Source organism: Flavobacterium beibuense F44-8 (genome assembly GCF_000769915.1).
Taxonomy (GTDB): Bacteria; Bacteroidota; Bacteroidia; order Flavobacteriales; family Flavobacteriaceae; genus Flavobacterium; species Flavobacterium beibuense.
On record NZ_JRLV01000005.1, the window covers coordinates 36,364 to 52,547 of the forward strand.

The following is a 16,184-nucleotide window of genomic DNA, read 5'->3' on the forward strand; positions in this document are numbered from 1 at the left end:
ATAATTTACTAGAATAAATATGAGCGAGTTTTATAAACAGTTATTAGAGAACAACAAGAAATGGGTTGAGAGCAAAATTGACAATGACCCTGAATATTTTACAAGACTTGCCGAGGGGCAGTCGCCACCGTTGTTATGGATAGGATGCAGTGACAGCCGTGTACCTGCAAATGAGATTGTAGGGGCACAACCGGGAGAGGTGTTTGTACACCGTAACATTGCCAATATGGTTGTTCACTCTGATATGAACATGCTTAGCGTACTGGATTATGCTGTTAACGTACTTAAAGTAAAGCACGTTATTGTATGCGGACATTATGGTTGTGGTGGTGTTAAGGCTGCTATGGGTAATGCTTCGATAGGATTAATTGATAACTGGATTAGACATATTAAAGATGTGTACCGTCATCATAAAACATACCTTGATTCAATTGTGAATGAGGACGAGCGTTTTAACACCTTTGTAGAGATAAACGTAAAAGAGCAGGTGTATGATCTTGCCAAAACATCTATCGTACAGGGTGCATGGAAAAACGGACAGTCGCTTCATCTTCACGGATGGGTATACGGGGTAGGCTCGGGGATTGTAAAAGACCTTGGGGTTAACGTAAGTGATAACAACGATCTGGATAAGGTATACCGCCTTAGCCTGTAACAATAAAAAAAGGGACGCTGTTAAGCGTCCCTTTTCATTTTTATATCTATTATTATTCACTATCCTTTTCAGGCGTTTGGTTCCTGAAAACCAGGTTACCGTCAAAACTATCCAGTAGTATAATACTATCGGTGGTAACCTTACCGCTAAGAATTTCTTTAGACAGTTCGTTCATCACCTCTTTTTGTATTACACGTTTTACAGGACGTGCTCCAAAATCAGGGTCATAACCTCGTTTGGCAAGGTAATCAATAGCTTCCGGAGTAGCATCGAGCGTAATATTTTGCTTAGACAACAGTCTGGTAACCGATTTAAGCTGAAGGCTTACAATCTCCCTGATGTTATCCTGTGTAAGCGGAGTGAACATTACAATGTCGTCAATACGGTTAATAAACTCCGGCCTTACAGTTTGTTTTAGCAATCCAAGTACTTCGGTTTTAGCCGCCTCAGTAGCTGCTTCAATACTGCCTTTAAGGTTTTCAAATTTCTCCTGTATAATACCGCTACCCATGTTTGAGGTCATTATGATAATGGTATTCCTAAAGTCGGCTAAGCGGCCTTTATTGTCCGTTAAACGACCTTCATCAAGCACCTGTAACAGGATGTTAAAGGTATCAGGGTGGGCTTTCTCAATTTCATCAAGTAGTACCACGCTGTATGGTTTTCTCCTTACGGCCTCGGTAAGCTGTCCGCCCTCATCATACCCCACATATCCCGGAGGCGCACCTACAAGCCTGCTCACACTGTGACGCTCCTGATATTCGCTCATGTCAATACGGGTCATTGCATTTTCATCATCAAACAGGTAGGAGGCAAGGGCTTTGGCAAGTTCGGTTTTACCCACACCGGTTGTACCAAGAAACAGAAACGAACCTATAGGTTTCTTTTGGTCCTGTAAACCTGCACGGCTACGCCTTACGGCATCACTCACGGCCTGTATAGCCTCTTCCTGACCCACAACACGTTTGTGCAGTTCTTCTTCCAGATGAAGTAGTTTTTCGCGCTCACTCTGTAGCATTTTAGTTACCGGTATACCGGTCCATTTAGCAACAACTTCGGCAATATCCTCATTGGTAACTTCCTCTTTAATAAGGCTGTTTCCTTTTTGGCTTTCCTGAAGCTGTTTCTCCATTTCGTCCAGTTTCTCCTGAGCCTCTTTGATTTTACCATAACGAAGCTCGGCTACTTTACCATAGTCACCTTCACGTTCGGCACGTTCGGCTTCCAGTTTAAAGTTCTCCACCTCTGTTTTTGTAGCCTGTATGTTGTCTACAATATCTTTTTCGCTTTTCCAGCGGGCATATATCTCGTTGCGCTCTTCCTTAAGGTTGGCCAGTTCCAGTCCTAACGATTTCAGTTTTGTCTCGTCGTTTTCACGTTTAATGGCCTCAATCTCAATTTCAAGCTGCATTATTTTACGATCCAGCACATCCAGCTCTTCCGGTTTGGAATTGATTTCCATACGCAGTTTGGATGCCGCTTCATCCATAAGGTCGATAGCCTTATCGGGCAGGAAACGGTTGGTAATATAACGTTGCGAGAGCTCCACCGCAGCTATAATAGCATCGTCTTTAATACGTACCTGATGGTGGGTTTCATATTTCTCTTTAATACCACGAAGTATGGAAATGGCACTTTCGGTATCCGGTTCGTCTACCAATACCTTTTGGAAACGACGTTCCAGTGCTTTGTCTTTCTCAAAGTATTTTTGGTACTCATCAAGCGTAGTGGCACCTATGGCTCTTAATTCACCACGGGCAAGGGCAGGTTTCAGGATGTTTGCGGCATCCATAGCACCTTCACCACCACCTGCTCCTACAAGAGTATGGATCTCGTCTATAAACAGTACGATATCACCTTCGGCAGAAGTTACTTCCTTCACCACCGATTTAAGCCTTTCTTCAAACTCACCTTTGTATTTTGCACCTGCAATAAGGGCACCCATATCCAGTGAGTAAACAATTTTGTTTTTAAGATTTTCGGGCACATCACCCTGAATGATACGGTGTGCTAAGCCTTCTGCAATAGCGGTTTTACCCACACCCGGCTCACCCACAAGCATTGGGTTGTTTTTGGTTCGCCTTGAAAGGATTTGCAGCACACGGCGTATTTCCTCGTCACGACCAATTACCGGATCCAGTTTACCATCGTTAGCCAACTGGTTAAGGTTTTTGGCATATTTGTTTAGTGAGTTGTAGGTTTCTTCGGCACTTGCCGATGTTACCCTTTCTCCTTTGCGAAGATCGTCAATAGCCGCTTTAAGCCCTTTTTCGGTAACGCCCTGATCTTTTAAAATTTGGGCTACTTTACTTTTAGAATTGAAAATAGCCAGTAACAGGTGCTCTATGGAAACGAACTCGTCATTCATTTTACGGGCAATGTTTGATGCCTCTGTCAATGCGGTTGCCGCATCGCGGGATAACGACATTTCACCTCCCGAGACTTTAGGGAAACTTTGTAGGGTACTGTCCAGTATTTGCTGAAACAGTTGTACATTTACATTAAGTTTTTTAAGTAAGAACGGAGTTACATTTTCGTCTACTTCAAGAATAGCCTTTATAATGTGCTCGTTTTCAATTTGCTGATGGCCATAACCCTGAGCAATTTGCTGTGCTCTTTGTATGGCTTCCTGAGATTTTATTGTATAATTATTAAAGTTCATATTCGAATTGTTTAAATTTGATATGCTTTATTCAATTTATATTCCAATAAGTAAAATCTGACGAAATGTCGGTTTTTGCCGGAAAAATTAACTTTTAAACAGACAAAGTGTCTGAAAACATGACGATTATGAGTTTTTTTGATAAGATATTCGGTGATTCTAACAGTAAAGTTAGCGGTTCTGGGGCAGAAATGTGGAACGATTTAACAGAAATAAAACAGTTAGACGAGATAGTGGAGGAGTCACAGCAAATTCCTGTTATTATTTTTAAACACAGTACCCGCTGCGCCGTTAGCCGAATGGCTTTAAAGCAGTTTGAACAGGAGTATGCCATTGATGCCGATAAGGTTAAACCGTATTTTTTAGACCTGTTGGCTCACAGGGATATATCTAACGAAATTGCCGACCGATTTGATGTGATGCATCAGTCACCACAAATTATATTGATTAAAGAAGGAAAGGCAATATATGATACTTCTCACAGTGCTATTGATGCCGGTGTGGTACAGAGGATAGTGTATAGTTAATATTCTCAAAATTTTATGGAGTAGATATTATTGGGGTTCACGAAAGATGTATTTTTCATTATAGTCAATGTCAAATTTTTTTAGAAATTCAAGGTATTCTTCCCTGAAAGATTGTTTTTTATGATGCTCTTCCTGTTTATGTATATAGTTAATGACATTTTCTACATGTGATTTACTGTATGAAAAAGCTCCATAGCCTTCCTGCCATTCAAACTTTCCCGTAATAAATCCTTTTTGGTTAATCCATAATGATGAGTTACGTTTAATATCTTGTAATAAGTCAGAAACTGACTGTGTAGGTCTCATTCCTATAAAAATGTGTATATGATCGGGCATGCCGTTAATGGCTAAAAGTTTGTGTCCGTTATTTTCTACAATGCCCGAAATATAAAGGTATAGTTCTTTTTTCCAAATAGGAGAGATTAGAGAATTTCTGTGTTTAACTGCAAAAACAAATTGTAAATGTATTTGGGTATAGGTATTTGCCATGAGGTAAGATGTTTACTACAAACATAACAAATCTATTTATTCCCTACGGGGAAATAAATATCATGATGTAAATTTCTACCAATATAAAATCCCTAATGGGATAAGCAATTTATGTATAAATATTATCTGGATTTATAGAATAATAGTTATAGAGTTTTCTATCTTTAATTATTTCTTTATTCAGGATTATAGTGTTTTCCGAAAAGAAATTATTACAAGCTAATTTCTAAATCCCGTTAGGGATTTTATATCGGTAGAGAATAGGATGTTATAACGTATTGTTTCCGTTAGGGAATAAATAATTAAATTATATTTTCCATTTTTTGTGTAATCTCGTTTAAGCACAAATTGTTTATACTGCCTTCATGAGAATGTTTTGTAGCTTTAGGAGAGACAAACGTACCGTTCTCTACCTGTTCGCCTACAATTTTATAAGCATCTCTAAAAGGTATACCCTGAGCTACCAGTTCGTTAAGCGCATCTACCGTAAACAGATAGTCGTATTTTTTATCGTCCAGTATATTATCATTAACCTTAATCTCCTTAATGGAATAATGTGCCATTTCAAGGCAGGATTTCAATGTTTGTAAAGCAGGGAAAAGCCCTTCTTTAAGCAACTGGAATTCCCTGTGGTAACCACTTGGTAAATTATTGGTTATAAGAGTAAGCTCATAAGGCAATGCCTGTATTTTATTACACTTACCACGAATAAGCTCAAAAATATCCGGGTTCTTTTTATGTGGCATAATGCTCGACCCTGTGGTTAAGTGCTGTGGCAGACTTATGAAATTAAAATTCTGACTCAGGTACAAACAAATGTCCATAGCCAGTTTTGATAATGTCCCCGCTACCGATGCTAATGCAAAAGCAGTAGTCTTTTCGGTTTTACCACGGCTCATTTGTGCGGCTACCGAATTGTATTTCAAAGTAGCAAAACCCAGTTCATTTGTGGTAAAAGTCCTGTCTATAGGGAAAGAGCTTCCGTACCCTGCTGCCGAACCTAACGGATTCTGGTCGGTTACTGTTAGAGCTGCATTCAGCATAACAACATCGTCAATAAGACTTTCGGCATAGGCAGAAAACCACATCCCGAATGATGACGGCATTGCAACCTGAAGGTGTGTATACCCCGGTAACAGTACATTTTGATTTTCACTTGCCATAGCCATAAGCAGGTCGAAAAAATCTTTAACCTGTTGTTTTATGGTGGTGAGCTCCGCTTTTAGGTATAAGTGAACATCGGTAAGAACCTGATCGTTACGGGAACGTGCTGTGTGTATTTTTTTTCCGGCATCGCCCACCTTTTCAGTAAGCAGGTATTCTACTTTGCTGTGTACATCTTCAAAGCTATCCTCAATCAAAAAGTTTCCGGCTTTAATGTCTGCCAGTATCTCTTCCAGTCCGGTAACCAGTTCGCTTACTTCTTTATCGTTTAATAGTCCTGTTTTTCCAAGCATTTTGGCATGTGCCATAGACCCTATAACATCATATTCTGCCAGTACAAGATCCAGTTCGCGGTCATTGCCTACGGTGAATATATCGGTTTTCTTATCTGTTGGTATGCCTTTATCCCAAAGTTTCATTACTGTTGTTTTAATGTGGCCTCACTGGCCGTTTTGGTAGTATAATTAAGGAATTGGGAAAGTATCTTTATATACAGTTCAACTCCTTCTTTAATTTCATTGATATAAATAAACTCATCTGCCGAGTGTGAACGCAGTGATAATCCCGGCCCCAGTTTTAACGACTGGCAGCTTAGTACCGACTGGTCTGAAAGGGTAGGGGAACCATAGGTGGTTCTGCCCAATGCTATTCCTGCCTGTACAAGAGCATGCTCTTTTGCGATAGATGATGAGTTAAGGTGCAGTGACCTTGGTTTTACTGTTACCTTACCATTCTCAATACCTGATTTTATGGTTTCCAGTACTTCAAGGTTGGTATAACAGTCGTTTACCCTTACATCCACAACAAGGTTGCATTCTGCCGGAACCACGTTGTGCTGTTTTCCTGCATTGATTTGGGTAACCGTCATTTTAACCGGACCTAATACGTCAGATACTTTTTCGAAACTATAGTCCCTAAACCATTCAATAACCTTTAAGGTGTTGTAAATGGCCATATCATCGTTAGGATGTGCAGCATGCCCAGGTGTCCCGGTTACGGTTACATCCAGTACCAGTAACCCTTTTTCGGCTATGGCAAGCTGCATTTCGGTAGGTTCGCCCACTATGGCACAATCAGGTTCGGGTAAATGCTTCAGTACACTGTTCAGTCCGTTAGGGCCGCTACTTTCTTCCTCTGCTGAGGCAACCATTACAATGTTATAAGGCAGGTTTTCAGCTTCATAAAAAAAGGTAAAGGTAGCGATTAGTGATACCAGGCATCCGCCGGCATCGTTACTGCCCAGCCCAAACAGTTTACCGTCCTGCTCAATAGCCTCAAATGGATCTAAAGTATAAGCCTGATTGGGCTTTACGGTATCATGGTGTGAGTTAAGTAGCAGGGTGGGCTTACCTTCAGCAAAATGCTTATTGAAGGCCCATATATTATTGTTTTCCCGTTTAAAAGAAATACTGTTATTATTAAACCATGCCTCAATCAGTTTTGCCGTATTCTCTTCTTCCGATGAAAAAGACGGAGTGGCAATAAGTGATTTAAGCAGGAGTATTGCTTCTTCGGTTAGGGTATGTATCGTTTTTAAACTCATAGGTTTTGTTTTTAGAGCGACACCTGTGTGCAGGTTATTTCGTTCTGTTTTATCATTTCGGGACTGCCTATGTATACTGCTGATACGCCTTTGTTAAGGGCATCATAGCAGTTTTCCAGCTTTGGCAACATTCCCGAATGGATTATTTTTTCTTCTCGTAACTGACTGTATTTATCAAAAGTAAGTTTTTTTATAACCGAATCGTCATCATCAGCATTGCTAAGCACCCCTTTTTTCTCAAAGCAATACAGTAGGTTTACGTTAAAGTCGTTACTGCAGGCTACGGCTAGTGCGCTGGCAATGGTGTCGGCATTTGTGTTAAGCAATTGCCCGTTACCATTGTGTGTAATGGCACAAAATACAGGGACTACATTTTGCTGTAATAACACTTTTACCAATTTATGGTTTACCGAAACAATATCACCTACCCAACCAAAATCTATGGCAGCATTATTCCTTTTTTCAGAAAGGATCATGTTACCGTCGGCTCCTGTAAAGCCCAATGCGTTATTTTGTAATGCCTGTAGCTGTGCTGTTATATCTTTATTGATAAGTCCTGCATAGGTCATAACCGCCACATCCAACATAGGCTTATCGGTAATTCTCCTTCCTTCATGAAAAACGGGAGTAATACCTAAACCTTCGGCTGTTTTGGTTGCTATTTTGCCTCCGCCGTGTACCAGTATTTTGTAACCGCTTAATGCTGCAAAATCCTTAAGGAATGCCTTTAGGGTAGGTGTACTGTCAATTACATTACCGCCTATTTTTACAACGGTAAGTTTTGGCTTATTCTCCATGCTCCAATATTTTGGTTAGTATCGCCTGTGCGGCATACGTCCTGTTATTGGCTTGAGCTATAACGATAGATGTTTCACTGTCCAGTACCTCATCAGTAACAATCATATTTCTCCTTACCGGAAGGCAATGCATAAACTTAGCATTGTTGGTAAGTTTCATCTTGTTGGCTGTTACAGTCCACGACGGATCTTTACAGGTTATTTGTCCGTAATCCATATAGTTGCTCCAGTTCTTGGCATAAATAAAGTCGGCACCGGCAAAAGCCTCATCCTGATTGTGCGTAATGGTAACCCCTTTGGTAAACTCAGGGTTAAGCTCATACCCTTCAGGATGCGTGATAACAAAATCAACATCGGCCTTTTTCATAACCTTAACGAAAGAATTAGGTACGGCATGCGGCAGCGCTTTAGGATGCGGTGCCCATGTAAGTACGACTTTAGGCCTTTTTACGGTTTTATATTCCTCTATGGTTAAGGCATCGGCTACAGCCTGTAAAGGGTGTTCGGTAGCGCCTTCAAGGCTTATTACCGGAACAGATGCATATTTTTTAAAGGCAGAAATTACCTGCTCTTCCTCATCTTTCTGCTTATCGGTAAGAGTAGGGAAGCTTCTTACGGCAATAATGTCGCAGTATTGCGAAACAACCTGTGCGGCTTCTTTAATGTGTTCGGCCTTGTTGCCGTCCATTACTACACCGTCTTCAAACTCCAGTGCCCAGCCTTCGGTATTAAGGTTCATCACAATGGCATCCATCCCAAGGTTAAGGGCAGCCTTTTGTGTGCTGAGCCTGGTACGTAGGCTCGGGTTAAAAAACAATAGTCCCAGGGTTTTGTTTTCTCCTTTTTTTTTGTTGGCAAATGGTGCCTGCTTTATGTTTTTAGCTAACGCAATCAGTTCGTTAATATCCTGAATGTCGTCTACCGAAGTGAAGTGTTTCATTTTGTAATTAATTGAAAAATAACTTATAAATCCTTTAATGCATTTTTAAGACCGATAAAAAAGCGGTCTATGTCCTCCTTGTTTATAGACAGTGGCGGTAGTATGCGCAGCAGGTTTTTTTGTGATGCACTACCGGTGAATATAAACTCGTTATAAATCAGTTTTTTCCGTAATTCGTTTATCTCAAAATCAAACTCAAGCCCTAGCATGAGTCCGCGTCCTTTGATCTTTTTAACCTGTGGTATAATAGCAGCCTGTTCCTTAAAATAGGCACTCATGGAGTTAACATTGTCCATAAGGTTTTCCTGCTCTATAACATCAAGCACCGCAGTTGCGGCTGCACAGGCAAGATGATTACCGCCAAAAGTAGTTCCCAGTAAACCGAATGATGCCTTAAACTTAGGTGAGATAAGGATGCCGCCAATAGGAAAGCCATTACCCATACCTTTTGCCATAGTGATGATGTCCGGCTTTATATTGTGGTATTGGTGTGCAAAGAATTTACCCGAACGACCATAGCCACTCTGTATTTCATCCAGTATAAGTACTACATCATTATCGTTACAGGCTTTTTCTATAGCCTTAAAGAAAAGAGTAGTACCCTCGTCCAGTCCGCCTACACCCTGAATCCCTTCTATAATAACACAGCAAACATCACCTTTAGCCAGTTCTGCTTTTAAAGCTTCCTCATCGTTAAGCGGAAGAAAAACCACTTCGTGCCCTGCATTGATTGGTGCAACTATCGATGGGTTATCTGTAGCGGCTACTGCAGCAGAGGTACGTCCGTGGAAGGCCTTATTAAAAGCAACAACTTTCTTTTTACCGTTATGGAACGATGCCAGTTTAAGGGCATTCTCGTTAGCCTCAGCACCCGAGTTACACAGGAAAAGGCTATAATCAGGATAACCCGAAAAGCTAACCAGTTTTTTGCCCAGTTCTTCCTGTAACGGATTTTCGATTGAGTTGGAATAAAAACCCAGTTTCGCTACCTGTTCACTAACAGCCTTTACGTATACCGGATGTGAATGTCCGGCAGAGATAACTCCGTGACCTCCATAAAAATCAAGGTACTCCTGTCCTTTATCGTTCCAAACTTTTGCCCCCAGTGCCTTTACCGGAGTTATATTATATATAGGGTATACATTGAATAAATTACTCATTTTACTTTTTATTTAACCTGCAAGGTATTTGTCCTTGTAGGTTTAGTTTTTTATTTAGCATACCTACAAGGTTTTTAAAACCTTGCAGGAAATTATTAAAAACCGGTAGCCTTAAGCTGTAGTCCGGTGGTTTCGTCCAGCCCGAACATAAGGTTCATGTTTTGTATTGCCTGTCCCGAAGCGCCTTTTACAAGGTTGTCTATTACCGATGTGATTAAAAGGTAATCGCCTTTTTGCTCCAGGCTTATAAAACACTTGTTGGTTTGTACTGCCAGTTTCAGGTGGATACTATCGGTAGTTACCCTAACAAAAGGTTGATTACTGTAATAGTCTTTATACATAGCTGTAACCTCATCAAAGCTTTTGCTTACTTTGGTATAAAGAGTTGCAAATATCCCGCGGGTAAAATCACCACGGTTTGGAATAAATAATACCTCCTGATTAAAACCGTTTTGCAACTGCCCAAGACTTTGTATGATTTCGCCCATGTGCTGATGCTCAAAAGCCTTATAGTGAGACATATTACCTATACGCCAAGGATGGTGTGAAGTAGCCGATGGCTGAACTCCTGCACCTGTACTACCTGTAGTAGCATTAATGTGTACCGCATTGTTTAGCAGTCCGTTTGCTGCCAGTGGTAATAAGCCCAACTGTATTGCTGTGGCAAAACACCCCGGATTAGCAATGTACTGTGCCTGTTTAATCTGGTTCTTATTCAGTTCAGGAAGCCCGTAAACAAAGTTTTTACCATTAAAAACAGTATCTTTCTCTAAACGGAAATCGTTCCCTAAATCTATTATCCTTGTGTTTTCTAAAAACGCATTGGCTTCCAGAAAAGCGATTGACTTACCATGTCCCAGGCATAGGAAAACCACATCAACATCAGGGTTAACCGTATTGGTAAAGTTAAGTTCAAGATCGCCATACAGGTCCTGGTGCACACTTGCTACCGGACTGCCCGCGTTTGTAGTGCTGTAAACAAAATCAATATTTGCCTGCGGATGGTTTGCTAGCAGTCGTAACAATTCGCCTGCTGTGTAGCCTGATCCGCCTATAATACCAATGTTAATCATAGCTTTCTCCGTTTACCTGTGCATAAATATTTTGTGCGTTGCCTAATATCTTAATAAAGCCTTTGGCATCGTTAGATGTCCAGGCATTGTTCACCTCACCATACTGCCCAAACTTGGTATTCATCAAATCGTGAGCCGACTCAATTCCGTCCAGCGTAAAGTGATAAGGTTTAAGGCTTACCCTTACAGTACCTGTTACCGTTTTTTGAGTGTCCTCTAAAAACACTTCCACATTTCTCATCACCGGGTCTAGGTATTGCCCTTCATGGAAAAGCATTCCGTACCAGTTGCCCAGTTGCTCTTTCCAGTATAGTTGCCATTTGCCCAGTACATGTTTCTCTAAAAGGTGGTGTGCTTTAATGATGATAAGCGGAGCAGCCGCTTCAAAGCCCACACGTCCTTTAATACCTATAATGGTGTCGCCCACATGTATATCCCTGCCTATGGCAAAGGCAGATGCCAGTGCTTCAAGCTTCTGGATATTAACCGAAGGCTTATCAAACTCGTTATTGATACCTGTAAGTTCGCCTTTTTCAAAGTGAAGTACAACTTTTTCAGGTTGCGTTTTTGTTAATGGAGAAGGGTAGGCTTCTTCCGGTAACGGTTGTGATGAGGTTAGGGTTTCCTTACCGCCTACGCTGGTGCCCCATATCCCTTTGTTAATGGAGTACTGTGCTTTTTCCCAGCTGTATTCCACACCGTTTTCCTGCAGGTAAGCCACTTCTTCCTGACGTGTAAGTTTAAGGTCACGTATAGGGGTAATGATAGTCATTTCCGGAGCTATGGTTTGGAATACCATATCAAAACGGATCTGGTCGTTACCAGCACCCGTACTGCCGTGAGCAATGGCTTCGGCACCTACGCTTTTTGCATATTTAACCGTTTCCAGTGCCTGAAAAACCCTTTCGGCACTTACAGAAAGCGGATAGGTGTTGTTTTTAAGTACGTTACCAAATACAAGGTACTTAATTGCTTTTTCATAATATTTATCAATAATGTCTAGGTTTACGTGATGGGAACTCCCCAGTTCGTATGCCCTTGTTTCTATACCGTTTAATTCTTCAGGAGTAAAACCGCCTGTGTTTATAAGTATGGTATGCACTTCATACCCCAGTTCGTTTTTTAGGTACTTAAGGCAGTAAGAGGTGTCAAGACCGCCGCTGTAAGCTAAAACTACTTTTTTCATTATACTTTTTCTTTTTTAAGGAAAAGTGCCAGCTTTATATTTTTAAGCCTTAGCAGCACTTTTTTGTTAAACGTGTATTTTTCTTCTGTTTTCTTTTTGGCAGGGTCATACAGCATACCGGTACAAAGGCACATTTTGTACTCTTTGCGCTCCAGTATATCGAAGTTTGAACAGCCACGGCATCCGTTCCAAAAGCTTGGATCGTCTGTAAGTTCGCTAAAAGGCACCGGCTTGTAGCCTAAATCAGAATTGATTTTCATAACGGCCAGCCCTGTGGTGATACCAAATATTTTTGCTCCCGGATATTTTTCCTGAGAGTATTTAAATACTTTTTCCTTTATTTTTTTTGCAAGCCCCAGTGCCCTATAATCAGGATGCACTATAAGACCTGAGTTTGCCACAAACTTGCCGTGAGACCAGCTCTCTATATAGCAAAAGCCTGCAAACTTTCCGTTTACGGTTGCTACCACTGCATCGCGGTTCTCCATTTTCTTCATAACATACTCAGGGGTTCTTCGGGCAATACCCGTACCTCTTTGTACGGCAGAAGCGTTGATGGTCTCACAAATTTCTTCTGCAAATTTGTAGTGCTCTTCGTGAGCTATTACAATAGATACATTCATTTCAGTACTAATAGAAATAAATTAATATATGATCAATAAAATAAACAGGGTAAAACGGTGCCGGACGGATCGGACCATAGTGATATTGTAGACCTTACGGTCTGAATCGTCGTCGATTCTCTAAAGAATTAGGATTAGATATAAAAGAATGGCCTTTTACTACAGACCTTAAAAAAACAGATAGTGTTTTCAATTCCGTTAAAATAAAATTAATACTAAATAAAGTACACCCAGTATGTGGCAGGTATAATTATACCAACCGCACAACCCGGTAGTTAACCCGGATAGCTGTTTGATTTTTAGGGAGTTTAGTATTAAATCTATTTTTATTCATCGTTGCAAATTTATAATTTAAATTAAACGATGCCTGTTAAATTTTATGTAAGTCTGTATTTTTAACTAAAAAAAGGCAAAATTGGATTTTGATTTAATATTTTAAATTTTTTTGAGGTTAAAATTTTTAAATATTAATTTTTTTAAGTCAAAAAAGTAGGGGAGTAGTATAAAAAAGCCCCTCATTTGAGGGGCTTAAAGTATTATTTTTTGCTGAAAGGCGGCAATAATTTGCTGCTTACCTCACCAAAACCGATTCTAACCTCATCGTTTTGACAGTAACCTCGCATAATTACGGTATCTCCGTCTTCAATAAATTTACGTTCTTCTCCGTTGTTTAATTTAAGCGGATTTTGTCCGCCCCATGTAAGCTCCAGCATAGAACCGAAACTGTCTGGTGTTGGTCCGGAAATAGTACCACTACCCATTAAGTCGCCCGAGTTAACACGACAACCGTTTACAGTATGGTGAGCCAGTTGCTGAGACATACTCCAGTACATGTACTTAAAGTTAGAGTTACATATAATGGTTTCCTCTCCGTTTTCAGGAGCTAACCCTACCTGTAACTTAATATCAAACGCGTGCTCTCCTGTTTGCTGAAGGTACTCTAATGGCTTAGGATCATTTTGCTCCGGTCCTGCCGTACGGAATGGCTCCAGCGCATCCAGTGTTACAATCCATGGAGACATAGATGATGCAAAGTTTTTAGCAAGGAACGGGCCTAGTGGCACATATTCCCATTTTTGAATATCACGTGCGCTCCAGTCGTTAAACAGTACCATACCAAATATATGGTCTTCTGTTTCGTTTACAGGGATTGGTTCACCCATTATGTTGGCATCGGTAGTGATAAAAGCCATTTCAAGCTCAAAGTCAACTCTTTTTGAAGGACCGAATACCGGCTGGGTTTCTCCCGGAGGAAGTGTTTGCCCTTTAGGACGGTGTACTGGTATGCCCGATGGTACAATGGTAGAACTTCTGCCGTGGTAACCTACCGGAATGTGAAGCCAGTTTGGTAAAAGGGCGTTATCCGGGTCACGGAACATTTTACCTACGTTTGTAGCATGCTCGCGACTAGAGTAAAAATCAGTGTAATCACCAATAAGTACCGGAAGCTGCATTTCCACATCCTTGATGTCAAATATTACGATCTCTTTTTGTTTTTCGTTGTCCCTTAGTTTAGGGTTGTTAATGTCGAAAATATCCGCAATACGGTTTCTTACCAAACGCCATGTTTTTTTACCGTCTGATATGAAGTCGTTAAGAGTATCCTGCATGAACATATCATCTGTAAGCTCAATGCCTTCAAAATAGTTTAACTGTTGCAGTGCACCTAAGTCTATTGCGTAGTCTCCTATTCTAGTTCCTATGGTAATCACGTCGTCTTTAGTGATAAAAACGCCAAAAGGAATATTCTGTATAGGGAAATCGCTGTTTTCGGGTACATTAAGCCACGATTTTCTGGAAGGGTCGTTTGCTGTTAATGTCATATTACTTTGTTTGTGTATGATTTTGTTATTCAATTATCAAATATACTTTGCTATATCGTTTTGACAAACGATTTTTTGTATTTTTGACGGCAAATTAACGAAAAAATATAAAATGCTACGCGACGAACAAATTTTCGACCTGATCCTTGAAGAACAAGACAGGCAGATTAACGGACTGGAACTTATTGCATCAGAAAACTTTGTGAGCGACCAGGTAATGGAAGCAGCGGGTTCTGTACTTACTAATAAATATGCCGAAGGTTATCCGGGAAGGAGATATTATGGCGGATGTGAGGTAGTAGATGTTATCGAGCAAATTGCCATAGACAGGGCGAAAACCTTGTTTGGTGCTGAGTATGCAAACGTACAGCCACACTCGGGATCTCAGGCTAATGCTTCTGTATTCCACGCTTGCCTTAAACCGGGTGATAAAATATTAGGTTTTGACCTTTCGCACGGTGGTCACCTAACTCACGGTTCTCCTGTAAACTTTTCGGGTAGGTTATACCAACCTGTATTTTATGGTGTAGAGAAAGAAACCGGAAGACTTAACTACGACAAAATACAAGAGATAGCTACACAGGAACAGCCTAAAATGATTATTGCAGGTGCTTCTGCCTACTCTCGTGATATGGATTTTAAACGCTTTAGGGAAATTGCCGATAGCGTAGGTGCTTTACTTCTTGCCGATATTTCTCACCCTGCAGGACTTATTGCCAAAGGTTTGTTAAGTGACCCAATACCTCACTGTCATGTTGTTACTACAACAACTCATAAAACTCTTAGAGGACCAAGAGGTGGTATGATATTAATGGGTAAAGATTTTGAAAACCCATGGGGTATTAAAACTCCTAAAGGAGAAGTAAGAATGATGTCTTCTTTACTTGATGCTGCTGTATTCCCTGGTAACCAAGGTGGACCGTTAGAGCATATTATCGCTGCTAAAGCTGTTGCTTTTGGTGAGGCTTTAAGTGATGAGTTCTTCCGTTATACACTACAGGTACAGAAAAATGCTCAGGCTATGGCCGAAGCTTTTGTTAAGAGAGGATACGACATTATCTCCGGAGGTACAGATAACCACATGATGCTTATTGACCTTAGAAACAAAAATATTACAGGTAAAGAAGCAGAGAATGCTTTAGTTAAAGCTGAAATCACTGTTAACAAGAACATGGTTCCGTTTGACGATAAGTCTCCGTTTGTAACATCAGGTATCCGTGTGGGTACAGCTGCAATCACTACACGTGGTTTAGTTGAAGCGGATATGGAAACTGTTGTTGCTCTTATTGATAAGGTTATCACTAACTTTACTAATGAAGAAGTTATTGAAGAAGTTGCTGATGAGGTAAACGGTATGATGGGTGAAAGACCTATTTTTGTTTACTAGTCAACACACTATACAGTATATATAAAAATCCCTCCTAATCAGGAGGGATTTTGTTTTTTATATAAATGCACTTTATCGATAAATTTCAAATTTTACATTGGGCTTACCTAAATAAAATGTTTTGCAATACTTTCCTGTATAAAAACTTCTTAAGT

At 40.4% G+C, this 16,184-nt stretch carries 14 protein-coding genes; 3 read left to right on the forward strand and 11 right to left on the reverse strand.

Translation table 11 applies throughout. The features are described 5' to 3' along the window. Window positions 1-19 precede the first annotated feature (19 nt). Window positions 20-655, forward strand: coding sequence for a carbonate dehydratase (gene can / locus Q763_RS05150; protein WP_035131899.1), 636 nt, complete (start codon window positions 20-22; stop codon window positions 653-655). 52 nt (window positions 656-707) lie between these two features. Here the strand turns inward: can and clpB are convergent, their stop codons facing one another. Then, entirely contained in the window at window positions 708-3,317 is a 2,610-nt protein-coding gene (gene clpB / locus Q763_RS05155) for an ATP-dependent chaperone ClpB (protein ID WP_035131900.1), read from the reverse strand. Between the two features lie 128 nt (window positions 3,318-3,445). Here clpB and ytxJ point away from each other — a divergent pair, with 128 nt between their 5' ends. Next, window positions 3,446-3,844 (forward strand): bacillithiol system redox-active protein YtxJ, encoded by a 399-nt coding sequence (gene ytxJ, locus Q763_RS05160; RefSeq protein WP_035131901.1) that lies wholly within the window; start codon window positions 3,446-3,448, stop codon window positions 3,842-3,844. 27 nt (window positions 3,845-3,871) lie between these two features. Here ytxJ and tnpA read toward each other — a convergent pair whose 3' ends face one another. The 10 genes from tnpA to fahA all read right to left on the reverse strand — a co-directional run bounded on the left by tnpA (window position 3,872) and on the right by fahA (window position 14,642). Then, window positions 3,872-4,333, reverse strand: a complete 462-nt coding sequence (gene tnpA, locus Q763_RS05165) for an IS200/IS605 family transposase (RefSeq protein ID WP_035131903.1) — start codon at window positions 4,331-4,333, stop codon at window positions 3,872-3,874. Window positions 4,334-4,635: 302 nt separating this feature from the next. Continuing rightward, window positions 4,636-5,916: an argininosuccinate lyase gene (gene argH / locus Q763_RS05170; RefSeq protein WP_035131905.1), complete on the reverse strand. Its 1,281-nt coding sequence runs from the start codon at window positions 5,914-5,916 to the stop codon at window positions 4,636-4,638. Continuing rightward, complete coding sequence (locus tag Q763_RS05175) at window positions 5,916-7,040, reverse strand: M20 family metallo-hydrolase (RefSeq protein WP_035131906.1); 1,125 nt, start codon at window positions 7,038-7,040, stop codon at window positions 5,916-5,918. Before Q763_RS05175 ends, argH begins: the two co-directional genes overlap by 1 nt. 11 nt (window positions 7,041-7,051) lie before the next feature. Beyond that, entirely contained in the window at window positions 7,052-7,837 is a 786-nt protein-coding gene (argB, locus tag Q763_RS05180) for an acetylglutamate kinase (protein ID WP_035131907.1), read from the reverse strand. After that, window positions 7,827-8,777, reverse strand: coding sequence for an N-acetylornithine carbamoyltransferase (locus Q763_RS05185; RefSeq protein ID WP_035131912.1), 951 nt, complete (start codon window positions 8,775-8,777; stop codon window positions 7,827-7,829). The genes argB and Q763_RS05185 overlap by 11 nt, the downstream gene beginning before the upstream one ends. A gap of 23 nt (window positions 8,778-8,800) precedes the next feature. Beyond that, on the reverse strand, window positions 8,801-9,937 hold the full coding sequence (locus Q763_RS05190) for an aspartate aminotransferase family protein (protein WP_035131913.1): 1,137 nt from the start codon (window positions 9,935-9,937) through the stop codon (window positions 8,801-8,803). A gap of 95 nt (window positions 9,938-10,032) precedes the next feature. Then, window positions 10,033-11,010 carry an N-acetyl-gamma-glutamyl-phosphate reductase gene (gene argC, locus Q763_RS05195; protein WP_035131914.1) on the reverse strand — a complete coding sequence of 326 codons (978 nt, stop codon included), beginning with the start codon at window positions 11,008-11,010 and terminating at the stop codon, window positions 10,033-10,035. Next, a complete protein-coding gene (locus Q763_RS05200) occupies window positions 11,003-12,196 on the reverse strand; it encodes an argininosuccinate synthase (protein ID WP_035131915.1) in 1,194 nt (397 codons plus the stop codon). Before Q763_RS05200 ends, argC begins: the two co-directional genes overlap by 8 nt. Beyond that, window positions 12,196-12,819 (reverse strand): GNAT family N-acetyltransferase, encoded by a 624-nt coding sequence (locus tag Q763_RS05205; protein ID WP_035131916.1) that lies wholly within the window; start codon window positions 12,817-12,819, stop codon window positions 12,196-12,198. The genes Q763_RS05200 and Q763_RS05205 overlap by 1 nt, the downstream gene beginning before the upstream one ends. A 536-nt stretch (window positions 12,820-13,355) precedes the next feature. Beyond that, a complete protein-coding gene (gene fahA / locus Q763_RS05210; RefSeq protein WP_035131918.1) occupies window positions 13,356-14,642 on the reverse strand; it encodes a fumarylacetoacetase in 1,287 nt (428 codons plus the stop codon). Between the two features lie 112 nt (window positions 14,643-14,754). Between fahA and glyA the strand changes: the two genes are divergently transcribed. Then, window positions 14,755-16,029 (forward strand): serine hydroxymethyltransferase, encoded by a 1,275-nt coding sequence (gene glyA, locus Q763_RS05215; RefSeq protein WP_035131919.1) that lies wholly within the window; start codon window positions 14,755-14,757, stop codon window positions 16,027-16,029. The last annotated feature ends 155 nt before the right edge of the window (window positions 16,030-16,184 follow it).